This is a genomic window from Sphingomonas sp. (assembly GCF_036402235.1).
In the GTDB taxonomy this organism is placed as follows: Bacteria; Pseudomonadota; Alphaproteobacteria; order Sphingomonadales; family Sphingomonadaceae; genus Sphingomonas.
Genome location: NZ_DASWTG010000016.1, coordinates 12086 through 34689 on the forward strand (window position 1 = coordinate 12086; position 22604 = coordinate 34689).

Annotated in this window: 19 protein-coding genes; 7 read left to right on the forward strand and 12 right to left on the reverse strand. The window is 68.0% G+C overall.

Annotation, left to right across the window (positions count from 1 at the left end):
* Window positions 1–13 precede the first annotated feature (13 nt).
* Complete coding sequence (locus VGD28_RS02890; RefSeq protein ID WP_331026829.1) at window positions 14–2605, reverse strand: TonB-dependent receptor; 2592 nt, start codon at window positions 2603–2605, stop codon at window positions 14–16.
* Window positions 2606–2826: 221 nt separating this feature from the next.
* Window positions 2827–3831 (reverse strand): LacI family DNA-binding transcriptional regulator, encoded by a 1005-nt coding sequence (locus tag VGD28_RS02895; protein ID WP_331026830.1) that lies wholly within the window; start codon window positions 3829–3831, stop codon window positions 2827–2829.
* Between the two features lie 100 nt (window positions 3832–3931).
* Between VGD28_RS02895 and VGD28_RS02900 the strand changes: the two genes are divergently transcribed.
* Entirely contained in the window at window positions 3932–4759 is an 828-nt protein-coding gene (locus VGD28_RS02900) for an endonuclease/exonuclease/phosphatase family protein (protein WP_331026847.1), read from the forward strand.
* Window positions 4760–4821: 62 nt separating this feature from the next.
* On the opposite strand, the gene VGD28_RS02905 is transcribed toward VGD28_RS02900, so the two are convergent.
* Window positions 4822–6972: a sodium-translocating pyrophosphatase gene (locus tag VGD28_RS02905; protein ID WP_331026831.1), complete on the reverse strand. Its 2151-nt coding sequence runs from the start codon at window positions 6970–6972 to the stop codon at window positions 4822–4824.
* A 581-nt stretch (window positions 6973–7553) separates the two neighbouring features.
* A complete protein-coding gene (thiL, locus tag VGD28_RS02910) occupies window positions 7554–8432 on the reverse strand; it encodes a thiamine-phosphate kinase (RefSeq protein ID WP_331026832.1) in 879 nt (292 codons plus the stop codon).
* Window positions 8433–8589: 157 nt separating this feature from the next.
* Here thiL and VGD28_RS02915 point away from each other — a divergent pair, with 157 nt between their 5' ends.
* Together VGD28_RS02915 and VGD28_RS02920 are read left to right on the forward strand one after the other, a co-directional pair.
* The gene (locus tag VGD28_RS02915) at window positions 8590–9048 is read left to right on the forward strand and encodes a hypothetical protein (RefSeq protein WP_331026833.1); all 459 of its coding nucleotides are present in this window, start codon (window positions 8590–8592) and stop codon (window positions 9046–9048) included.
* 54 nt (window positions 9049–9102) lie between these two features.
* On the forward strand, window positions 9103–10137 hold the full coding sequence (locus VGD28_RS02920; RefSeq protein WP_331026834.1) for a PepSY-associated TM helix domain-containing protein: 1035 nt from the start codon (window positions 9103–9105) through the stop codon (window positions 10135–10137).
* Window positions 10138–10158: 21 nt separating this feature from the next.
* Here VGD28_RS02920 and VGD28_RS02925 read toward each other — a convergent pair whose 3' ends face one another.
* The 5 genes from VGD28_RS02925 to lgt form a co-directional block, all read right to left on the reverse strand.
* Window positions 10159–11493 (reverse strand): cystathionine gamma-synthase family protein, encoded by a 1335-nt coding sequence (locus VGD28_RS02925; RefSeq protein WP_331026835.1) that lies wholly within the window; start codon window positions 11491–11493, stop codon window positions 10159–10161.
* A 65-nt stretch (window positions 11494–11558) separates the two neighbouring features.
* Window positions 11559–12323 carry a peptidoglycan editing factor PgeF gene (pgeF, locus tag VGD28_RS02930; protein WP_331026836.1) on the reverse strand — a complete coding sequence of 255 codons (765 nt, stop codon included), beginning with the start codon at window positions 12321–12323 and terminating at the stop codon, window positions 11559–11561.
* Window positions 12320–12832 carry a GNAT family N-acetyltransferase gene (locus VGD28_RS02935; RefSeq protein ID WP_331026837.1) on the reverse strand — a complete coding sequence of 171 codons (513 nt, stop codon included), beginning with the start codon at window positions 12830–12832 and terminating at the stop codon, window positions 12320–12322. The genes pgeF and VGD28_RS02935 overlap by 4 nt, the downstream gene beginning before the upstream one ends.
* Window positions 12829–13890, reverse strand: coding sequence for a class I SAM-dependent methyltransferase (locus tag VGD28_RS02940; protein ID WP_331026838.1), 1062 nt, complete (start codon window positions 13888–13890; stop codon window positions 12829–12831). Before VGD28_RS02940 ends, VGD28_RS02935 begins: the two co-directional genes overlap by 4 nt.
* A gap of 119 nt (window positions 13891–14009) precedes the next feature.
* Complete coding sequence (gene lgt, locus VGD28_RS02945; protein WP_331026839.1) at window positions 14010–14876, reverse strand: prolipoprotein diacylglyceryl transferase; 867 nt, start codon at window positions 14874–14876, stop codon at window positions 14010–14012.
* Window positions 14877–15136: 260 nt separating this feature from the next.
* On the opposite strand from lgt, the gene VGD28_RS02950 reads away from it, so the two are divergent.
* From VGD28_RS02950 to phbB, 3 genes are read left to right on the forward strand one after another with little or no spacing between them, the layout of a single operon-like run.
* Window positions 15137–17359 (forward strand): xanthine dehydrogenase family protein molybdopterin-binding subunit, encoded by a 2223-nt coding sequence (locus tag VGD28_RS02950; RefSeq protein ID WP_331026840.1) that lies wholly within the window; start codon window positions 15137–15139, stop codon window positions 17357–17359.
* Window positions 17356–18357 (forward strand): ferrochelatase, encoded by a 1002-nt coding sequence (gene hemH / locus VGD28_RS02955; protein WP_331026841.1) that lies wholly within the window; start codon window positions 17356–17358, stop codon window positions 18355–18357. The genes VGD28_RS02950 and hemH overlap by 4 nt, the downstream gene beginning before the upstream one ends.
* Window positions 18358–18388: 31 nt before the next feature.
* Window positions 18389–19111 (forward strand): acetoacetyl-CoA reductase, encoded by a 723-nt coding sequence (phbB, locus tag VGD28_RS02960; RefSeq protein ID WP_331026842.1) that lies wholly within the window; start codon window positions 18389–18391, stop codon window positions 19109–19111.
* 79 nt (window positions 19112–19190) lie between these two features.
* Here the strand turns inward: phbB and VGD28_RS02965 are convergent, their stop codons facing one another.
* From VGD28_RS02965 to VGD28_RS02975, 3 genes are all read right to left on the reverse strand, one after another.
* Window positions 19191–19859 (reverse strand): hypothetical protein, encoded by a 669-nt coding sequence (locus tag VGD28_RS02965; RefSeq protein WP_331026843.1) that lies wholly within the window; start codon window positions 19857–19859, stop codon window positions 19191–19193.
* 197 nt (window positions 19860–20056) lie between these two features.
* A complete protein-coding gene (locus tag VGD28_RS02970; RefSeq protein WP_331026844.1) occupies window positions 20057–20593 on the reverse strand; it encodes a porin family protein in 537 nt (178 codons plus the stop codon).
* Between the two features lie 216 nt (window positions 20594–20809).
* Complete coding sequence (locus VGD28_RS02975) at window positions 20810–21187, reverse strand: glycine zipper 2TM domain-containing protein (RefSeq protein WP_331026845.1); 378 nt, start codon at window positions 21185–21187, stop codon at window positions 20810–20812.
* Between the two features lie 396 nt (window positions 21188–21583).
* Here VGD28_RS02975 and VGD28_RS02980 point away from each other — a divergent pair, with 396 nt between their 5' ends.
* Window positions 21584–22558, forward strand: coding sequence for an esterase-like activity of phytase family protein (locus VGD28_RS02980; RefSeq protein WP_331026846.1), 975 nt, complete (start codon window positions 21584–21586; stop codon window positions 22556–22558).
* Window positions 22559–22604: the final 46 nt, after the last annotated feature.

A 22604-nucleotide genomic window follows, 5' to 3' on the forward strand; every position in this document is an offset into this window, starting at 1 on the left:
CCTGCCACAGGCATCAGAATTTGGCTCGGATACCGATCGAGTAGCGCCGCTCCGATAGCGCATAGCTATTGAGCGCGACCGGGCCTGCGGCGCTGTACTCGGTGGTTGCCGAATCGTCCGGGATCAGGTTCTGCGCCTGAAAGGAGAGGGCGATCCGCTTGGTGAGATCGATGCCGATCTGGGCATCGAGCTGCGAGCGCGGGCCGATGAAGCTGGGGCGGCCTTCGGAGAATTCGAACACCGCCTCGTCGCGGTAATTGTACGCGACGCGCGCCGAAATCGGCCCCTTCTCGAACAGGCCGACCAGATTGTAGCTGTTCTTCGACACTGCCACGAGCGGGAAGCCCGCATTATCCTTCGAGTCCGAATAGGTGTAGTTGGCGATGATGCCGAGGCCGTCGAACGGCGCGGGCAGGAAGTCGAAGAACTGCTGCACGCCGATCTCGAAGCCCTTGATCTTCGCGCTGGCGAGATTCTCGGGCCTCGAGAAGGTCAGCACCCGGCCCTGCGGGTCGAGATCGGTGTCCACCCCGGACGTGACGAAGCTGGCGATGAAGTCCTGGACGTCCTTGTAGAAGAAGGCGCCTGAGATCAGCGAGCTCTTGCCGGTGTAATATTCGAAGCTGATGTCCGCCTGGGTCGAGATCGGCGGCTTGAGTCCCGAATTGCCGCCGGTGACCGACAGGTTGGTGGCATTGAAGAAGGTCGACGGCGCGAGATCGGCGATCGACGCGCGCTGCATCGTCTGCGACCCCGAGATGCGGATCAGGAAATCGTTGGTGACGTTGAACGCGATGTTCGCGCTGGGCAGCACGGTGGTGTAGCGGTTCTTGTCGTTGACCAGGGTGCTGACCGTGCCGACATTGGCATAGGAGTCGACCGACAGCCGCGTGCTGGCGATGCGGACGCCGGCATTGGCCTTGTAGGGCATGCCGAGCAGCTCGCCCTCGCCCGAGATCATCAGATAGCCGGCGAAAGTCTTCTCGCTGAAATCATAGTCTCGTTGGAGGTTGGGCAGCAGCGTCGACAATCCGTTGGGATTGGGATTCGGCTCAGCTGCCTGCGCGCGGGTGAAGACATAGTCGAAGGTCGGCGCCGTGCTGAGGAAGCTGCGTGGGAAGCTGCCCGGGATGTCGCCGATGAAGTTTCCGTCGATCAGCTTGAGATAGGGCTCGATCTCTGCGCGGGTGGGCGTGACCTGGCTGCGGAAGGCGTTCGAGCGCGCGTGCAGATCGGTGTAGCGAACGCCCATCGCCAGCGTGACGCCGCTGTCGAATTCGTAGCTCAAGTCGAGCTTGCCGGTCCATTCCTCGAGCAGGCCGATCAGCCGGTTGCTGCGCACGCCGTTGGTGGCGGGATTGTACGAGGAATAGACCGCGGGGTTGAAGGCGCCGAGCGACAGCGAAGGGATGGTGTTGTTGCGGAAATCGAAATTGCCGGGGACGGGCGCGGCCGCCTGGAGCGTGATGATCTGGATCGTCTGGTCGATCGTGCCCTTGCTGTAATAGCCGTCGGCCTCGATCTTGAGCCCGTCCTTCTCATATTTGCCGTTGAGGCCGTAGAGATAGCTCTTGGTCGGTTCGTTGCGGATCTGGCCCGCGGTGGTGACGGTGCCGTTGGCGGTGCCCGCGACCACCGCGCCATTCTCGACCACGCGGTTGGTGACCGGATTGGTGCCGGTGGGCAGGCGGAAGGCGAAGAAGTCCTGATGCCGCCCGGTAGTCAGCTCCGAATAAAGCGCGTCGGCGGTGATGGTGAGCTCCGGCGTCACCTCGAACTGCACCGCGCCGTTGAGGCCGAGGCGCGAGCGATCGACCACGAACTGCTCATATTGGAGCAGGACCGGGGTCGCGAACACGCCCCCACCGGTGCCGGTATAGGTGCGGTTGAGGAAGTTGTTGCGCTCGAACGTCTGCGTCATCGACGTGCGCTTCTGATACTCGCCCGCCAGCATGATGCCGATGCGGTTATCGGCGAATTTGGTGGTGAAGAAGCCGGTGACGGCGGGCTCGAACTTCTCGCTGTTCTCCGAATAGGTTCCCTGCGCGCGCACCGACAGCGTAGTCTCCCTGAACGACAGCGGCTTGGGGGTGACGAGATTGACCGTGCCTCCGAGGCCGCCCTCGGGCTGGCTGGCGAGCGGCGACTTGCGCACCTCGAGTCGGCCGAACAGGCCGGAGGGAACCGAGTCGAGGCCAGAGGAGCGGCCGAGCTGGTCATTCTCGGGCGGTGAGAGGCGCGCCGACCAGCCGAGCAGGGTGCGGCCGTCGACCTCGACGCGGACCTGTTGGAGGCCGCGGACCGACACCGACTGACCCTCGCCGAAGACGCGGGTGATCTGGACGCCGGTGACGCGTTGAAGCGCCTCGGCGACGTTGGCATCTGGCAACTTGCCGACATCCTCGGCGGTGATGACGTCCATCACCTGCGGCGCGTCGCGCTTCACTTGCGCCGCCTGCTGCAGCGAGTTGCGGATGCCGCTGACGACGATTTCCTGCTCTTCCGCCTCGGCGGGCGCGGTAGTGCCCTGCTGCGCCAGGGCCGGTATCGAGACGATGAGCGCCGCGGCGGCGACGCCCGACCTCAGCAGGCTGTTGGTGTTCATGCATTTCCTCCCCAGGTTCGCGGGACCCGTTCTTCACGGCGCGATTCGGCTAGCCTTCGCCCGGTTTTGGAAACCGGTGTCATGAAAGTTGTCCTACAAACCCCGGGGCATGTCAAGAAGATGTCCTACAACATCCGCCGTGCGGCCCGGCTGCGCGGCGGATATCCAGTCGTTCAAACGGGTGGGGCGCGGCGCGGTCCGGCCCCGGGCCGCGGAGACGCCTAGCGCGCGGCGCCCGTGCTCGCGCGGATCACCAGATCATAATCGAGCGTCAGCCGGTCGCGCTTGCGGTTGTCCGACAGCAGCAGATCGGCGGCCGCCCAGGCCAGCTCACGCACCGGCTGGCGCACGGTGGTGAGCGGCGGCCAGACCGCGGCGGCCAGGTCCGAATCGTCGAAGCCGGCGATGGACAATTCGTCGGGCACGCCGATGTCCAGCTCGTGCGCGACGGCGAGTGCGCCCGCTGCCATGTCGTCATTGCCCGCGAAGATCGCGGTGGGGCGCGACGGGGCGCCGAGCAGGCGCCGTGCGGCTTCGCGCCCGGAAGGGAAGCTGTAGTCGCCCGCAACGACCAGCGCGGGATCGAAGGCGATGCCATGCGCGTCGAGCGCAGTGCGATAGCCTTCGAGCCGCTCGACCGAGGAGATGTGGTTCTCGGGTCCCGTGATGAAGGCGATGGCGCGATGGCCGAGGCCGATCAGATGCGCGGTGAGGTCGCGCGCGGCGGCGACGTCGTCGATCGTGGTTGAGCGTCCCTCGTCGCGGCGGAAGCCCGGTTCGATCCGGACATAGGGCAGGCTGCGGCGATCGAGCTCCTCGATCAGCGCGGCCGATTCGGTGACCGGCGGCGAGAGGATCAGGCCGTCGAGATGCGTTTCGTCGATCAGCGCAGAGACTTCCTGCACGAGATCGGCGCTGTCGGCGACGACCGGCTGGATCAGCAGGCGATAGCCAAGCTCGTGGCAGCGCTCCTGCGCGCCGGCCTGGAGATGATAGACATAATAGGGGCTGGGGTTGTCGTAGAGCAGCGCGACCTGGAACGACTTGCGCCCGGCGAGCGTGCGGGCGGCGAGGCTGGGGCGGAAGTTCAGCTCTGCCACGACCTGCTCGACGCGGCGACGGGTCTCGTCGCTGACATTCTTCTCGTTGTTCAGCACGCGCGAAACGGTCTTGAACGAGACCCCCGCGAGCTTCGAGACTTCCTTGATCGTTGGCCTGCGCGCCATTTGCCTCCCCTGACCGGTTCAAGGCATAGGTGACAGCGTTGGCAACAAGCAAGAGCGATGTAGCGATATGATAGTACAAAGGCGTGCGCTGGTGATCGGTATGCTGCTGGCGGCGGCGGCGGCGGCGGCGCCGGCGACGGCCCTGCCCGCCGCGGCGCGGGACGGGCTGCGGGTGATGGCGTTCAACGTCCGCCTGCCGATCGCGTCGGACGGACCGAACCGTTGGGAGGCCCGCCAGGACCTGTTCGTCGAGACGATCCGGCGCGCCGATCCCGACATCATCGGTACGCAGGAGCTATGGAAGATCCAGGGCGATTACCTGATCGCGAAGCTGCCGAGGTATAGCTGGTTCGGGATCGACCGGCGCGGCGGGCACGCCGACGAGCATATGGGGGTGTTCTACCGCCGCGACCGGCTGAAGCTGGTCGAGATGGGCAATTTCTGGCTGTCCGACACGCCTGACGTGCCGGGCAGCATCAGCTGGGGCCACCCGCTGCCGCGGATGGTGACCTGGGGACTGTTCGAGAGGGTGAAGGGCGGCAAGCGCTTCTGGTTCTTCAACACCCATTTCCCGTACCGGGCCGAGGACGAGGCGGCGCGGGAGAAGGGTGCAGCGGCGATCGCGGCGCGGATCGCCAAGCTGCCGGGCCACCTGCCGGTGGTGGTTACAGGTGACTTCAACACCGTGCCGGACTCCGCGGCACACCGGGCGCTGAGCGCCGGGCTGGTCGATGCCTGGGATGCGGCGAAGGTCCGGACGGGGCCGGCGGAGACGTTCCACAACTTCACCGGCAAGGCCGACCGGCGGATCGATTGGGTGTTTGCCAAGGGACTGACCGCGACGAGGGCCGAGACGGTGACCTTCGGGGCGAAGGGGCGGTATCCGTCGGACCACTTCCCGGTCTTGGTCGATTATCGCTGGCCCTGAGAGAGAAAGGCCCGCCCGGGGGGTGCCGGGCGGGGCCGTGAAGGAATCAGTTCACCGGGCGGTCAGTGGCCGCCCGCCAGCGCCGCGAGCAGCAGCAGCGCGACGATGTTGGTGATCTTGATCATCGGGTTCACCGCCGGACCGGCCGTGTCCTTGTAGGGATCGCCCACAGTGTCGCCGGTCACCGCGGCCTTGTGGGCCTCGCTGCCCTTGCCGCCGTGATTGCCGTCCTCGATATACTTCTTGGCATTGTCCCATGCGCCGCCGCCCGAGGTCATCGAGATGGCGACGAACAGCCCCGAGACGATCACGCCGAGCAGCATCGCGCCCACCGCCGCGAAGGCGTTGGCCTGGCTATCGACGGCGAGGATCACGAAGTAGAGCAGGATCGGCGAGAGCACCGGCAGCAGCGACGGGACGATCATCTCCTTGATCGCGGCGCGGGTGACGATGTCGACAGTGTGCCCGTAATTGGGACGGCTGGTCCCCTCCATGATGCCCGGGTTCTCGCGGAACTGCTTGCGCACGTCCTCCACCACCGATCCGGCGGCACGGCCGACCGCGGTCATGCCGAAGGCACCGAAGAGGTAGGGGAGCAGGGCACCGAGTAGCAGGCCGACGATGACGAAGGGATTGCTCAAGCTGAAATCGACCGTGACGTCGGCGAAATAGCGCTTGAGATCCTCCGTATAGGCCCCGAACAGCACCAGCGCGGCGAGCGCGGCGGAGCCGATGGCATAGCCCTTGGTCACCGCCTTGGTGGTGTTGCCGACCGCGTCGAGCGCGTCGGTGCGGGTGCGCACGTCGTCGGGCAGCCCCGCCATCTCGGCGATGCCGCCGGCATTGTCGGTGACCGGGCCATAGGCATCGAGCGCGACGACCATGCCGGCGAGCGCGAGCAGCGAGGTGGCGGCGAACGCCACGCCGATGATCCCGGCAAGCTGGTAGGAGGCGATCACCGCGATGACGATCACGATCGTCGGCAGCGCGGTCGATTCGAGGCTGATCGCGAGGCCCTGGATCACGTTGGTGCCGTGACCGGTGACCGAGGCCTGGGCGATCGACTTGACCGGGCGGTAGTTGGTGCCGGTGTAATATTCGGTGATCCACACCAGCAGCCCAGTGACGCCGAGGCCGATCATCATGCACCAGAACAGGTCCATGCCGGTAAAGCCTTCGCCCACCGCCTGCACCGCGACCGAGGCCGCGACGTCGATGTTGGTGGCGTCGGCCGGGCCGCCGATCACGGCATTGAGGTCGCCGAGCGTATATTGGGTCGCGAACCAGATCGCCGGGACGGCGAGGATCGCGGTGGTCCAGAAGCCCTTGTAGAGCGCGCCCATGATCGAGCCCGACGAGCCCAGGCGCACCATATAGGTGCCGATGATCGAGGTGATGATGCACACGCCGCCGACGATCAGCGGCAGCGACATGAGCGCGAGGAGCTGCTCCGACGTGCCTGCGACGAGCAGCGCGATCGACACCATGGTGAGGCCGATCGTGACGACATAGGTCTCGAACAGGTCGGCGGCCATGCCGGCGCAGTCGCCGACATTGTCGCCGACATTGTCGGCGATCACGGCGGGGTTGCGGGGATCGTCCTCGGGGATGCCGGCCTCGACCTTGCCGACCAGGTCGGCGCCGACATCGGCGGCCTTGGTGAAGATGCCGCCGCCGAGACGCGCGAAGATCGAGATCAGCGAGGCGCCGAAGGCGAGCGCGGTGAGCGCCTTGATGATCTTCTCGCCATTGGGCGCTTCCCCGGCGGGGCCGACCAGATACCAGAAGAGCACCGAGATCGAGAGCAGGCCGAGGCCCGCGACGAGCATGCCGGTGATCGCGCCCGAGCGAAAGGCGAGGGTGAGGCCCCCCTGCAGCGAGCCGCGCGCGGCTTCGGCGGTGCGGACGTTGGCGCGCACCGAGATGTGCATGCCGACATAGCCCGCTACGCCCGAGAGAACGGCACCGACGAGGAACGCGACGGTCGAAAGCTCACCGAGCGTGAAGAACAGCACCGCGGCGACGATCACGCCGACGACTGCGATGGTGGTGTATTGGCGGCCGAGATAGGCCTTGGCGCCTTCCTGGATGGCGGCGGCGATATCCTGCATCTTCTGGTCGCCCGCGGGCGCGCGCAGCACCTGCTGCGAAGTCACCAAACCATAGAGCACGGCGATCACGCCGCACGCGATGGCGATATGGACAATCGTCATCTGGTATCCTTCCCCTGTGAAACTCCGCCTGTCGCCCGGCTCTGTGTTCGGTGCGGCTGGCGGTCGCGGCGGAGCGTAGAGCGGGCGGGAGGGCTGTCAAGCAGGCCCGGGCGGCTGACGAAGTTGACTCGGATGCGGGGGTTGCGGCGATTGCGCCGGGGACGCGGCGGGTTCGCGGCGGTGACGCGACACCTTGGCGACGCTCACGCGCCACGGGCGCGCCATTGACGCGCCACCGACGCTCCGCTTGCGCGACGGCGACGCGACGGGTTCGCGCAGCAATGCGGCGGGTACGCGACGAGCACGCGCCGGTGACGCGACGGACCGGTGGCCCGTGTTGGACGAAAAGGATGAGAGTCGCGTCCATCGATCAGGGTAGATCAGATGAAATCCAACATTTGAAGGGGTGGGGGCGGGACATGCAATCAATCCTCCCCCGCCAGGGGGAGGTGGCGCCGAAGGCGGCGGAGGGGGAGGGCGGCGACCTGCTCGAACCTCCGGGGGCTCCGCTTCCGCCCCCGCCGTCATCCCCCGCCTTCGCGGGGGCTGCCACCTCCCCCTGGCGGGGGAGGATTATCGCTCTAACCCCCGTGGCTGTAACCGAGCTTGTCCGGAAGCGGGAGGGGCTTGCCGCCTGAGGTGAGCGTCAGGCCGGTGCCTGCGCTGGCTGCGCCGATGCGGCTCGCGGGCACCGGTGGGATGGCATCGGCGGGCAGGGTGAACAGCAGCTCGTAATCGTCGCCCGCGGTGGCGGCTTCGAGCGGATCGAGGCCGGGCAAGGCGAGCGGGACGGCGCCGAGATCGATCGCGATGGCGACGCCGCTTGCTTCGGCGAGGCGGCGGGTATCGATCAGCAGGCCATCGGAAATGTCCATCATCGCGGTGGCGAGGGGGGCGAGCGCCTGACCCTCGGCGATGCGCGGCCGGGGGCGGAGATAGCGGGCAAGGTCGCGCGGCTCGCCGTCCGGGCCGAAGCCGGCGCCGCCGATGCTTCCCGTGACCCAGAGGGTGTCGCCGGGCCGCGCGCCGGTGCGCAGCGGCACGCTGGGCTGGGCGCGGCCGATCGCGGTGAGGGTGAGGCTGCGCGGCGCACCCTGCGGCATCGCGACGGTATCGCCGCCGAGCAGGGGCATCGCGTAGCGGGTGAGGACGTCGTTCAGGCCGTCGAGGAAAGCGCGGTCCCAAGCCGCATCGCCGGACAGGGCGTAGTTGAGCAGGCAGCCGATGGGTGTAGCGCCCTTGGCGGCGAGGTCCGACAGGTTCACCGCGGCGAGCTTCCAGCCGATCGCGTCGGCGGGGTCGCCGGGGCGGTAATGGACGCCCGCGACCATCGTGTCGCTGGTGAGGATCAGGCGCCCGGCTGCGACGTCGAGCGCTGCGGTATCGTCGGCGAGGCCCGCGGCGGCGGGATGCGTGGCGATGGCGCGCAGGGCGTCGAGAAAGGCGAACTCGTCGGGCATCCGCGGGGTGATAGGCGCCTGTGCCGGTGGCGGCAACGCGACCCGTTCTCAAGAGGCAGAGCGGTTACCCGGTTCCGGACGGTCTGACCCGTTTTCACCGATTGCCCGCGGCTTCGGGACGGCTGCAACATCGGATCACAAGCAAACGGGGGCGACAATGCACCGAAGGCTTTCGATCCTGATCGCTATCATCGCCGCGGCGATGCTGGCACCGGCGCGCGCGACGCCGCCCGCCGAGCTGACCCAGCCGGTGTTCGAGATGTTCCGGCTGGCGCCGGGCAAGACCGAGGCGTTCATCCGCAGCATGGCCGAATGGGACAAGGTCAATGTCGCGGGCGGGCAGCCGCCGACGCAATTGTTCCTGCATGCCGGCGGCGAAGGGTGGGACGTCCTGCTCTACAAGCCCGCCCGCCCCAAGCCTACGCCGGCCCAGGAAGCGGCGATGGCCGCGAAGATCGCCGAGCTGAAGCTGCCGACCGGCGCCCTCTACTTCGTGTCGGTACGCGAGGAGATGGCGGACCATGTGCATTTCGAGGCCAGCGGGCCGACCACGGCGGCGCAATGGGTCGCGGAGCTGGAAGGCCAGCGCGCACGGCGGGACGCGGAACGGCAATGACGAACTGAGGGGGAGTGAACGATGCAGGCTGGGGGAAGCTCAAGGCCGGTTGGGATGCGCGTGCTGCACGCGCTGGGAGTGGGGGCGGCGCTGATCTGGCTGCTGATCGCCGTCACCGGAATCATTCTGGCCTATCATTTCGAGATCAACGACCGGATCATCTCGCCCGCCGCGCCGCCCAAGGATTTTGCCGGAATCGAGCGGCGGATCGATGCGATCGAAGCGGCAAGCGGCCAGGCGAAGGTCAACTGGATCTGGACGACCGCGGGGCTGAAGGACCGCTTCTTCCTCAATTATGCCGCTGCCGACGGAACGCTGCGCAACGCGCGCATCGCGGGCGACGGCGCCGTGCTGCTCGACATGCCCGATGGGGAGCGGACCGCGCTCGAATGGGTGCGCGAGGTCCATCTGTCGTTGGCCGCGGGCAAGACGGGCGAATGGGTCCTGACGATCAGCGGCATCCTGCTGCTGGCCAGCCTGGCGATCGGCGCCATCGGGCTGTGGCGGCGTTCGGGACGGTGGCAGGCAGCGCTGGAGCCGGGTGGCGGCGCGCGGCTGGGAACATGGTTTCGCCGGATCGGGCTGGCCGGCGTCGTTCCCGCATTCGTGGTCGTGGCGGCTGCCGTGATCATCCATTTCGAGCACAGCATCGAAGGGCCGATCGGCGCTCCGCCGATCACGACGCCCGCGATTCCGCCAGAAGGCGAGGGCGCCGGTTTCGCCGCGGCGGCGCGGGCGGCGGAAGCGGCGGTGCCCGGCAGCCGCTTCGTCGGCGGGACGATGCCGACCGCGACCGACGCTTCCTTCCGCCTCTGGGTCAATCAGCCGGGCGAGTATTTCCGGCCGGACGGCTATGGCGGCAGCCTGGTGGTGGTGAACGGCAACGACGCCAGCGTGCGCGGCGCGTGGCCGCTGCAGCAGGCGAGCGAGGCCTACAAGTTCATGGCCTTGCCCTATCCGGTGCACACCGGCGAGATTGCCGGACCGGTGGGCCGGATGCTGGTGTTGCTGGTCGGGCTGTGGCTGGCGACGATGGTCGTGCTGGGGCTGGTGCTGCGGCGGCGTGTCGCACCGGGCAGGGCGGGCTAGGAACCCGCCCGCCGGACGCTCTCACACCGACTTCAGCGCTTCCTCGAAGTCGGCGATGAGGTCGTCGGCGTCCTCGACGCCGATCGAGATGCGCACGAGGTTGTCGGTGATGCCGAGCGCCTTCTTGCGCGCGTCGGGGACCGAGAGGTGAGTCATCGCGGCGGGAGCCGAGGCGAGGGTCTCGGTGCCGCCGAGGCTGACCGCGAGCTTGGCGATCCTGAGCGCGTCGAGGAAGGCGAACGCCTCCTTCTCGCCGCCCTTGAGGTAGAGCGAGAAGGTCGAGCCGGCGCCGGTGCAGTGACGGTCGTAAATGTCCCTCTGGCGGCTGCCCTCGGGAAGGAAGCCGAGATAGCCGACGCTCTCGACCTTGGGGTGCGTGCGGAGATATTCGCAGACCTTGACCGCATTCTCGCCGGCGCGGGACATGCGCAGCTCGAGCGTCTCGAGGCTGCGGAGCAGCATCCAGGCGGTGTTGGGGTCGCAGATCGTGCCGATCGTGTTGCGCATCAGGCGGATGGTGTTGATCAGCTCCTTGGAACCCAGCACGCCGCCCGCGACGAGGTCGCTATGGCCGCCGGCATATTTGGTCAGCGAATAGACGACGAGGTCGGCGCCCTGCTGGAGCGGCTTGGCCCAGAGCGGGCCGAGAAAGGTGTTGTCGATCGCGATCGGCGGCTTGTTCGCGCCGGCGAAGATCGCGTCGCGGCTGGCGGCGACGGCCTCGACATCGACCAGCGCATTGGTCGGGTTGGCGGGGCTCTCGAGATAGATCAGGGCGACGTTGCCCGAGGCGGCCTTGGACAGGACCGCGTCGATCTCCTCGCGCGTGGCGCCGGCGGGGAAATCGAGCCAGTGGACGCCGAACTTGCCGAGGATGCGCGCGATCAGCGTCTCGGTCGCGGCATAGAGCGGGCCGGAGTGGACGATCGTGTCGCCGGGCTTGACCAGCGCGAGGAACAGGGTGGCGATGGCGGACATGCCGGAGGAGAAGGCGAGCGCGTCCTCCGCCTCCTCCCAGATGCCGAGGCGATCCTCGAGGATTTCCTGGTTGGGGCCGTTGAAGCGGGAGTAGACAAGGCCCTCGGCGCCGCCCGGGCGCTTGCCGGTGACACCCTCGAAATGGCGCTTGCCCGCGGCGGCGTTGGGGAAGACGAAGGTCGAGGTGGCGAAGATCGGGGGCTTGAGCGAGCCCTCCGACAGCATCGGATCATAGCCATGGCCCATCATCAGCGTCGCGGGGCTGAGCTGACGGCCGCCGACGGTATCGACCGGGGGCTTGGGGCGACGGCGCGGGGTGGTGCCGGTGAGAGCGGCTTCGTCCGTCCGTTCGGGGGGCTTGCCGGGCTTGTCGGTCATGTCGGGTGCCTCTCTCGCGATCGTATCAGGTGAAACGTCTTTGAAGCTGCACTCGCACCAACGCTTCAACCCGTCAATGAGATCAGAGAAATCTGGCGGCCATAATCGGGTTCGTTGCGGTGGGTGGCGCGGCGGAAGCTGTAGAAGCGCTCGGGCTGGGAGTAGGTGTCCTCGCCCAATGCCTCGACGGTGCGGAGGCCGGCTGCGGCGAGGCGGTGGGCGACATAGGCTTCGAGGTCGAACTGGTGATGGCCCTCGCGGCCGGGGGTGAAGAAGCGGTCGTTTTCCGGATCGAACTCGGCGAAGCGGGTGCGGAAGCCCTCGTCGACTTCGTAGCTGGCGCGGGCGATGCAGGGGCCGACCGCGGCGGCGATGTTCTCACGCCGGGCGCCGAGGGCTTCCATCGCGGCGATGGCCGAATCGGTGACGCCGCCGATCGCGCCCTTCCACCCGGCATGCGCGGCGCCGATCACCCCGGCCTGACGGTCGGCGAAGAGGACGGGCGCGCAGTCGGCGGTGAGGATGCCGAGGGTGAGGCCGGGGCGGTTGGTGACGAGCGCGTCGGCATGCGGGCGGAGCGTGTCGTCCCACGGCTCGAGCACGGTAACGGCGTCGGCGGAGTGGACCTGGTAGAGGCCGATCAGCTCTGTGCCGGGCGCGACCGCGGCGAGGGCGCGGCGCTGGTTCTCGATCAGCTCGGGCGTGGGCGGGCGGCCGCGGCGGCCCATGTCGAGGCTGGCGGTGGCGCCAGTCGAGACGCCGCCGGTGCGGCCGAGGAAGCCGTGGGCGATGCCCTCCAGCGCGCGGGCGCGGACGACCTCGACGCTCACAGGTCGAGCTTCATGATGAGGTCGCGGTCGATCTTCTCGCCGACCCGGAAGGCGTAGTCGCCGATATGGACGAAGCCGTATTTGGCGTAGAAGGCGATGGCCCGGTGGTTCTCCTCGAACACCGTGAGCAGCAATGCGGGGGCGTTGCGGCGACGGGCCTCGGCGATGCTCCAGTCCATCAACGCCTGGGCGACGCCCTTTCCGTGCCAGTCATAGGCGATGTAGAGCTGGCCAAGCTGGGCGTCGTGCGGCCCGGCCTCTTCGAGCCAGGGCGGGACGAGCTTGGCATAGCCGACGATCCGCCCCTCGGCGCGGGCGACCTGCCAGGTCACGGCAGGATCGGCGAGATGCGCGCGCAGCCGGCCGGTGGGGCCATAGGCCTGGGCGAGATAGGCTTCGAGATCGGCCGGGGCGTAGCCATGGCCGAAGGTGCGGGTCCAGGTCTCCTGCGCCATCGCGTCGAGCGCGTCGGCATCGGCGAGCGCCGGCGTGTCGTAGACGATCGTCATGCGAAGCCCGCCGGGGCAGGCCAACCGGGTGCGGTGAAGGCGATGACCTTGAACAACTCGCCCATCGCCTCGTCGCCGGTGAGGCGGTCGCGGGCGATGGCGATCTCCGCGACGCGGTCAGGGGCGGCCCTGGCGAGCGCGTCGGCGCGGGGGCCGATGCCGAGCGCGTTCAGGAATTCGCCCTGCGTGACCGGGCCGTGGGCGACGAGGCCCTCGACCCGTGCGGCCTCGACCAGCGTGCCGAAATCGACATGGGCGGTGAGATCGGCCTCGCCAGGATCCTCGAACGGGTTGGCATAGGCGTGGCCGCGCACCGCCTGGAGCGTGTCGCCAAGCGCCGGGCCGGCATAGCCATAATCGATCACGATCGCCGCGCCGCCCTGCGCCAGCAGCCGCGCGGCGAGCGCGCGCAGGATCGCGACGCTGGGCGGCGAGGTTTCGAGGATCGAGCCGTCGGGCGCGTCGCGGAATTGCGGCGGGATGATCGGATCGAACACGGTGTTGCCGACCACGGGGAGGAACAAAGTGTCCTGGCAGGCGACGAGCCGCTCGCGCCATCCTTCCCGCGTCTTGATGAGCTGGCGGATGGGCAGCGCGTCGAAGAATTCGTTGGCGACGACCAGCAGCGGCGCGTCGTCGGGAAGGCCGACAATGTCGAGCGCCCATTCGGCCTGCGGCACCGCCCTGGCCTGCTCGGCGCGCAATGCCGGGCTGTTCTCGACGAAATGGACGGGTGGCTCTAGGCCCGCGCTGGCCATCGCGCGCAACGCATCGGCGGCGAGCGTGCCGCGGCCAGGGCCGAACTCGACATAGTGCGCGGCGGGGCGCCCGGCGCGATCCCACAGGTCGGCCAGCGCAAGGCCGATCAGCTCGCCGAACATCTGGCTGATCTCGGGCGCGGTGGTGAAGTCGCCGCGCGCGCCGAGCGGATCGCGCGTCGCGTAATAATGCGTGTTCGCCGCGCCCATGAACTGCGAGAGCGGGATCGGCCCGGCCATGGTGATGGCGCGGGCGAGCCGCTCGGGAAGCGGGCCTTCTTCGTTCCTGGCGTCGGGCATCCGCGTCTCCCTATCCGTTCGGACTGAGCTTGTCGAAGTCCTGTTCTTCTTTCACGCGGCCGAAGAAGAAAGACGGCCCTTCGACAGGCTCAGGGTGAACGGAGGTTGGGTGTGGGGCCTCAGGCGATGGTCTGCGGCCCCGCGAAGGGCTCGACCCGCTCGCGGCGCTTCTTTGCGGTGGCGATGAGATAGATGCCGCCGAGGATCATCGGAATCGTGAGCAGCTGGCCCATGTGCAGGCCGGGCGTCGCGAAGATCGTGCCGTCGAACTGGCGGTCATGCTCGCGGAAGAATTCGACGAAGAAGCGCGACAGGCCATAGCCGAGGATGAAGGTGCCGACGAGCTTGCCCGGCTGGTAGCGTGCGTCGGTCTTCCAGAACAGGAACCACAGGACGATGCCGAGCAGCAGCCCTTCGAGGCCTGCTTCGTAGAGCTGGCTCGGGTGGCGCGGGACAAGGCCGCCGGTCCGCTCGAACACGACCGCCCAGGGCACGGTGGTGGGATGGCCCCACAGCTCGCCATTCACGAAATTGGCTAGGCGGCCGAAGAACAGGCCGAAGGGAACGCAGCAGGCGACATAGTCGTGGACGCGCAGCCAGCTGAGCTTGTCCTTGCGGCACAGCCACAGGATCGCGAGCGTCACGCCGATCACGCCGCCATGGAACGACATGCCGCCGTCCCACAGCCGGAGCAGCTTGATCGGATCGAGCAGCAGCTCTGTCTGATAGAAGATCGCATAGCCGAGCCGGCCGCCAAGGATGATGCCGATCGTGGCGTAGAACACCATGTCGTCGGCATGGCGGCGGGCCATCGGCGCGCCGGGCTGGGCGATCAGCTTGAGCAGATACCACCAGCCGATCAGGATGCCGGCGATATAGGCGATCGAGTACCATTTGAGCTCGAAGAAGCCGATCTTGAGCAGGACCGGGTTCAAGCCGAGGCCCTGGAAGCTGATGTAGTTCTCGGCGGCGATGGACAGGATCAAGTGCGTGGCTCCCGGAGGGTTCGGCGCTGTCCTATCCGGATATCACGGCAAACCCAAGACTCTGCTTTGGTGCGGAGAAGGGCAATCTCCTTCAATCCTCCCCCGCAAGGGAGAGGTGGCAGGCGTAGCCTGACGGAGGGGGAGGACGGCGGGCGGCATCGGTTCCTCCCCCTCCGACGCCTTCGGCGCCACCTCCCCCTGACGGGGGAGGATTGGGAGTGACTGGCGCATCAGCCGAACCGAGGGTAGAGCCATCGGCGATGGAGCGAACGGGCAAGGGCATCGATCGGCGCACGCTGCTGATCGGCGGCGGAGCGGGGATCGGGCTGGTGCTCGCCTGGGCGGTGTGGCCGCGCGCCTATCTTCCCAACCTGTCGGTGCGCGACAAGGAGACCGCGTTCGGCGCGTGGCTCAAGATCGCGGAGAATGGCCAGGTCACCGTCGCGATCCCGCAATGCGAGTACGGGCAGGGCGTGTTCACCACATTGCCGCAGCTGGTGGCGGACGAGCTGGGTGCCGACTGGCGGATGGTGGGGGTGGAGCAGGCGCCGCTCAACCCGCTCTACGCCAACGCGCTGGGGTTCGCGGAATTGTTCCCCGGCGTGTTGCCCGAGCGGCTGGAGCGGAGCTGGGCCGAGCGCAATGCGGTGATGCTGACCGGGGGATCGACCTCGATGCGCGGGTTCGAGGCGCCGTTGCGCGCGGCAGGCGCCGGGGCACGCGCGCTGCTGTGCAAGGCCGCGGCGCGGCGCTGGGGCGTCGACTGGCAGGAATGCGATACCGCCAACGGCCATGTCGTGCATGGCCAGCAGCGGCTGCGCTTCGGTGAGCTGGCGGCGGATGCGGCAGGCGAGGAAGTGCCCGGCGACCTGCCGCTGCGCGAGGGCGATACCGGGCGGCTGACGGGGACGCCAGCGCCGCGGCTCGATGCGCCGGGCAAGGTCGACGGCAGCGCCAATTTTGCAGCCGATATCCGCCTGCCCGGCATGGTCTTCGCGGCATTGCGCCAGGGGCCGGTCGGCACGGTGAAGCTCGCCGCGATCGACGAGGCGGCGGCGCAGAAGGTGCCCGGCACGCTGCACATCGTGAAGAACGAGATGTGGGTCGCGACGGTCGCCAACAACTGGTGGGCGGCGAACCAGGCATTGGAGGCGATCAACCCGCGTTTCGAGGTGGCGGGACAAATCGAGAGCGAGACGATCCAGGCTGCGCTCGACGCGGCGCTGGACGGCGAGGGCGAGCGGATGGCCGCGGCAGGCGACCTTTCCGCCGCGTTCAAGGGTGCCCGCGTCGTGACCGCCGAATATCGCGTCGGGCTCGCGCTGCATGCCGCGATCGAGCCGATGTGCGCGACTGCGGTGTGGGAGGATGGCCGCCTGCGGCTGTGGCTGCCCACGCAGGCGCCAGGCTTTGCGTGCGACACGGTGGCGCGGGTGCTGGGCATCGGCGCAAGCGATGTAGTGATCCATCCGGTGCTGGCGGGCGGCTCCTTCGGGCAGAATCTGGAGCATCAGGTGGCCGCGCAGGCGGCATTGATCGCGCGCGAGGTGAAGAAGCCGGTGCAGCTCATGTGGTCGCGCGGGGAGACCTGCGTGCAGGACCGTTTCCGCCCGCCCGCGGCGGCGCGGATGACCGCGCGGCTGGGGACGAACGGGAGCGTTTCGGGCTGGCTCGCCAAGATCGCGGCGCCCAATACCGGGCATGAGCTGGCGCGGCGGCTGACCGGCGGGGGCGGGGCGATCGGCGTGGGGCTGGCGACGGCCGGCATCGGCGACGCATCGGCGGTGGCGGGCGCGCGCCCGCCCTATCGCATCCCGGCGCTGGCGATCGACCACCACCCCGCGGATATCGGCGTGCCGACCGGCTATTGGCGATCGGGCGCACACAGCTACACCGCCTTCTTCACCGAGAGCTTCATCGACGAGCTGGCGCATGTCGCGGATGTCGAGGCGTTCTCGTTCCGCATCGCGATGCTGGGCGGCGAGCCGCGGCTGGCGCGGTGCCTGTCGACCGTCACCTCGCTCGGCGGATGGCAGGGCGGGCTGCCGGGGAGCGGGCAGGGCCTTGCGTGCCACGCCTTTGCGGGCAGCTATATCGCGGTGATGGCAGAAGCCTCGGTCGGCGGCGATCAGCGCGTGCAGGTCGACCGGCTGATCGCCGCGGTCGATTGCGGGCGGGTGGCCAACCCGAGCGTGGTCGAGCAGCAGATCGAGGGCGGGCTGATCTTCGGCATGGCGGCGGCGTTGGGCGCGACGACGGGATTCACCGCCAGCCGGCCCGATGCGCGGAGCTTCCGTGACCTGGACCTGCCGCGGCTGGCCGACTGCCCGCAGATCATGGTCGAGCTGATCGCGAGCGACGCCGATCCCGGCGGGGCGAGCGAGCTGGCGGTGCCGCCGGTCGCGCCCGCGATCGCCAATGCGCTCTATGCCGCGACCGGCGTGCGGCTGCGCCAGCTTCCGCTGATCCCCGGCGGCGAATGATGACGGAAGCGCATCCCGCGATCCCGGCGCCGCGCGTCGGGGTGCTATTGGTCAATCTCGGCACGCCGGATGCGCCGACGCCGGGCGCGGTGCGGCGCTATCTGGCCGAGTTCCTGTCGGACCGGCGCGTGGTGGAGATTCCCGCAGTCGTGTGGCAGCCGATCCTGCGCGGGGTGATCCTGCGCACGCGGCCGAGGAAATCGGCGCATGCCTATTCGCTGGTGTGGACCGACGAAGGGTCGCCGCTTGCCGCGATCACCGCGCGGCAGGCGCAGGCGCTGCAGCATGCGTGGCCGCAGCTGCGGGTCGACTGGGCGATGCGCTACGGCAATCCGGCGATCGGCGAGAAGCTGGCGGCGATGAAGGACGCAGGGTGCGAGCGCATCCTGATCGCGCCGCTCTATCCGCAATATTGCGCGGCGACGACCGCGACGGCGAACGACGCGGCGTTCGCGGCGCTGGCGGGGATGCGCTGGCAGCCGGCAGTGCGGACGCTGCCGCCCTATCATGGCGATCCGGCGTACATTGCTGCGCTGAAGGCGTCGGTCGAGGCGCAGCTTGCGGCGCTCGATTTCGAGCCGGAGGCGATCGTCGCGAGCTTCCACGGCATGCCGCAGCGGACGCTGGCGCTGGGCGATCCCTATCATTGCCATTGCCGCAAGACGGCGCGGCTGCTGGAGGAAGCGCTGGGGCGCGAGCTGATCGTCGCCTTCCAGTCGCGCTTCGGGCGGGCGAAGTGGCTGGAGCCGGCGACCGATGCGGTGCTGGCGGGGCTGCCGCGCACGGGGATGAAACGCGTGGCGGTGGTCGCCCCGGGCTTTGCCGCCGACTGCCTCGAGACGCTGGAGGAGCTGGCGATCCGCGGGCGCGAGACGTTCCTGGCGGCGGGGGGCGAGCGCTTCGCCTATCTCGACTGCCTCAACGACAGCGCGCCCGGGCTACTCATGTTGCGCAACATCCTCGCAAGGGAGCTTGCGGGCTGGGCGGCGCTTGCCTAGCCTTGAGATCAACCAATTATGGGAGAGGTTCATGGCACGGGTAGCGATCGTAACCGGTGGAACGCGCGGCATCGGCGAGGCGATCAGCGTCGCGCTCAAGGACATGGGGATGACGGTCGCAGCCAACTATGCCGGCAACGACCAGCGCGCCGCCGAGTTCACCGAGCGGACCGGCATCAAGGCGTTCAAATGGGACGTCGCCGATTATGATGCGTGTCAGGCCGGAATCGCCGAGGTCGAGGCGGCGCTGGGGCCGGTCGATGTGCTGGTCAACAATGCCGGCATCACCCGCGACGGCACGATCCTCAAGATGACCTACCAGATGTGGAAGGAGGTCATGGACACGAACCTGGGCGGTTGCTTCAACATGGCCAAGGGCGTGTTTCCCGGCATGCGCGAGCGTAAATGGGGCCGGATCGTCAACATCGGATCGATCAACGGCCAGGCCGGGCAGTATGGCCAGGTCAACTATGCTGCGGCGAAGAGCGGCATCCACGGCTTCACCAAGGCGCTGGCGCAGGAAGGCGCCAAAGCCGGGGTGACGGTGAACGCGATCGCGCCGGGCTATATCGATACCGACATGGTCGCCGCGGTGCCCGCCGAGGTGCTGGAGAAGATCGTGGCGAAGATCCCGGTCGGGCGCCTGGGCCAGGCCAACGAGATCGCGCGCGGCGTGGCGTTCCTGTGCTCCGAGGAGGGCGGGTTCGTCACCGGATCGACGCTGAGCATCAATGGCGGGCAGCATATGTACTGACGGGGCAGGCGTGGCTGCGGCTACGCCATTGCCTGGCCGGCGGGTCCGCCTGGCGGAACCCGTTCGGCATGAGGTGCGGTCACGACGTGACGACGATGTCCGTTTCGCGAAGATCGTCGAAATGCGTGCAATGCTTGGCCGGGGCCGCGTAGATTTCCTCGATCTTGCGCATCGCCGCTTCGACATGCGGCGCGGCGCGATCGAAGATCTCCCGATCGATCTCCACATGATCGACCATCTCGGATTTGGTGTTGCGTGCGACGAGATAGAGACGCGGCGCGCCGCGCGCGAACGCGGCCAGGTCGTGCCAATATAGCTGCATGTGAAAAGGCCCGCCCGAACGCTGAACGGCGCTGGCAAGGGCCGCAGCCCTGAATCTGGGCTGGTCAAGCGTCGTCCGGATCTCGAGCCGCAATTTCTGGGCGCGCGGGCCTTTCCCGACCCTCCCCTTCCAGATGTGCCGCGTAATATTCACATAGCCATGATCCAGGCTGTAAGAGCCGTCGGGCTTGCGAAACCATGCAGCGCTGAGCCACGGATTTCTGAACGTTCCGTCGCCATCGCGCCAGCTCAGATGGGCGGGCAGCGCCTGCGGCCGTTTGCTGATTTCAAACGCGCTTGAGATGACTCCGAACGGCCCGCGATTCTCCAGCGCGCATTTCCAGCCCGGTTCAGGCTTGCGCTTCTCCGCAGCATGCGCTTCGCCAGCAATGAGGAGCAAGGCTGTCGCCAACACCGTCTTCCGCATCGCCTCTCTCCCGAACGGATTCCCGGCAATACTGCCGCGAGCCTATGAGCAAAGGATAAACGGGAAGCGACGCCCATCAGGCGAGGCTGGCTGATCAGGCTGCCGCCTGGCGGCCCACACAAAAAGGCCGGCCTCCTCGCGGAGGCCGGCCTTTCGTGTCTCATGCCGCGGTGCTGTCCAAACGCGGCATCAGCACATCAGAAACGCACGCCGAGGCCGGCGACGATCTGGTGGCGCTCGACGTCGCCCTCATAGTTCGAGTAGCGATACTCGCCCTTGAGGAAGAGCTTGTCGGTGAACTTGTGCTCGACGCCGCCGCCGAAGCGGATGCCGTCGCCATTCTCGTCGCCGACGCTCGTCTCGACGCGGGCGTTGGTGTAGCCGACCTTGCCGTAAACGGCGGTCTGGCCGAACACATAGCCGAGACGGCCGCCGGCATAAAGGTCGCGGCCAGCGCGCGCGACGGTGGTGTTGCCCGATTCGATCTTGGCGGTCGAGCCGGTGATTTCGCCCTCGATGCCGAACAGCACGTTGCCGCGCTGGAGATCGTAGCCCAGGGCGGCGCCATAAGCGAGGCCGTCGGGGTTATCGAGGCCCGAGGTGTTGAGGTCGAGACTGTCGTAGCCGACGATCGCGGTGATGTGGCCGCCGGTGAAGGGCGCTGCCTCGTCCTGCGCGAAAGCCGGGGTGGCGGCGGCGGTCAGGGCGACGAGCGCCAGAGCAATCTTCTTCATGTTGTTCTACGTTCCTTTTTACAGCCCTGGGCGCGTGTCGTCCGCGCCTCGGGGAGGGCGCATCTGGGTGTCGAATGTGGCAGAAACAAGCGCCAAACCGTTCAAATTCAGGGATTGGCCGGAGAGTGTTGCTCAACTGATACACTTGGTAACCGATGCAAGTAAGGCCGGCCTCCTTGCGGAAGCCGGCCTCGCTCGTTTCAGATCGCTAACGGGTTAGCGGCGGCAATAGCCCGGGCGGTCCGACCGGTCGATCTCGCGGCCGGCGATGGCGCCGACGGCGCCGCCGAGGATGGTGCCGAGCGTGCGGTCGCCGCGGCCGGCGATGGCGTTGCCGGCGAGGCCGCCGGCAATCGCGCCGACGATGGTGCCGCCGTCACCGTCACGGCACTTCTCGCGCGCCCGATAGCGGTTGTTGTAGTAGCGGCGGTCGCCGCGATCATACCGGCGATAATCGCGATAGCCGCGGTCGTAGCCGCGATAGTCGCGGTCGCGATATTCATAGCGGCCCTGCGCGGCGGCGGGGGTCGCGGGAATCAGCGCGGTACCGGTCATCGCCAGCGCGGCGCCGATCAGGGAAAGCTTCTTGAACATGGTCTTCTCCTTGTTCTGCCGTTTCGTGCGATGCGGCCCCTTGCCGCGATCGTTGGACAAGGGATTCGCATAACCGCATTGAGCCTTGCCTGAATGTGCCGGTTATCTCCCGTTCAGCGAACGGGCCGGCGCTATCGGCGGCACGCGCGAATGATGACGAATGAAGGGATGGCCGGTGCGGCGAGTGGCCCGAGGGAAAGCGCCCGTCCCCGATACGCTACGCGGGGAAACGCGGGCAGGGCGCAAACGACGCGCACCGGCTGTTTGGCGAGGCGCCGGAAGCGGCGCGTCCCGTTGGGATTGCTCCTAGATGAACGGGATTGAGTGCTGGCTGAACGCGGCTGTTATCTGAGGTTCAGCTTTGCGGGGCGAACCGGGCCGCTATTAGGGTCCGCGATGCGTATCCTGCTTTCGATCCTGCTGATCCTGTCGTTCGTGCCGAGCTGGTCGGGGGACCAGCGGCTGGGGCTGCTGCCCGCCAAGGCGGAGATGACGGCGCACCGCGTGCTGCTCGACTGGCGCGATCCCGGGCGGACGAAGCTTGGCGGGCTGACCTTCCTGGGCGGGGTGCACCTGACCGGGCCGGCATCGGCGTTCGGCGGCTTTTCCACGATGAGCGTGGAGGGCGAGCGGTTCACGCTGCTGAGCGATGGCGGCAACATCGTCAGCTTTCGCATGGGCGCGGACTGGCAGGTGCGCGAGCCGCGCTTCGCCAACCTGCCCGACGGGCCGGGAACCGGCTGGCGCAAATCCGACCGCGATAGCGAATCGATGTCGCGCGATCCGATAACCGGGCAGCTGTGGGTGGGATTCGAGTTCGCGAACGAGATCTGGCGCTTCTCGCCCGATTTCATCCGCGCCGAGGCGCATGCGGCGCCGCGGGCGATGGCCGAATGGCCCGAGAATGGCGGAGCCGAATCGCTGGTGCGGCTGCGCGACGGCAGCTTCATCGTGCTTGCCGAGGGCGAGGATGGCGACGGCAAGGGCACGCGGCGCGGACTGTGGTTCGCGGGCGATCCGACACGGCCGCAGCAGCGCGGATTCGCGTTCAGCTACCGGCCGCCGAGCGGGTTCAAGCCCACCGACATCGCCGAATTGCCCGACGGGCGGCTGGCGGTGCTCAACCGCAAGGCATCGTTGCGCGAAGGATTCACCGCGGTGCTGACGATCGTCGATCGCGGCGCGGTAAAGCCGGGGCGGACGGCGGCGGGGCGCGAAGTCGCGCGATTCGCTGCGCCGGTGGTGCACGACAATTTCGAGGCGCTGGCGGCGACGCAGGAGGGCGGCGCGACGATCCTGTGGATCGCCTCCGACGACAACCAGCTGTTCTTTCAGCGATCGCTGCTGCTCAAGTTCCGGCTGGACGTTTGAGGTTTCGGTGCCGGCCCGCTCCCCCACCCGGCCACCCAACGCCAGT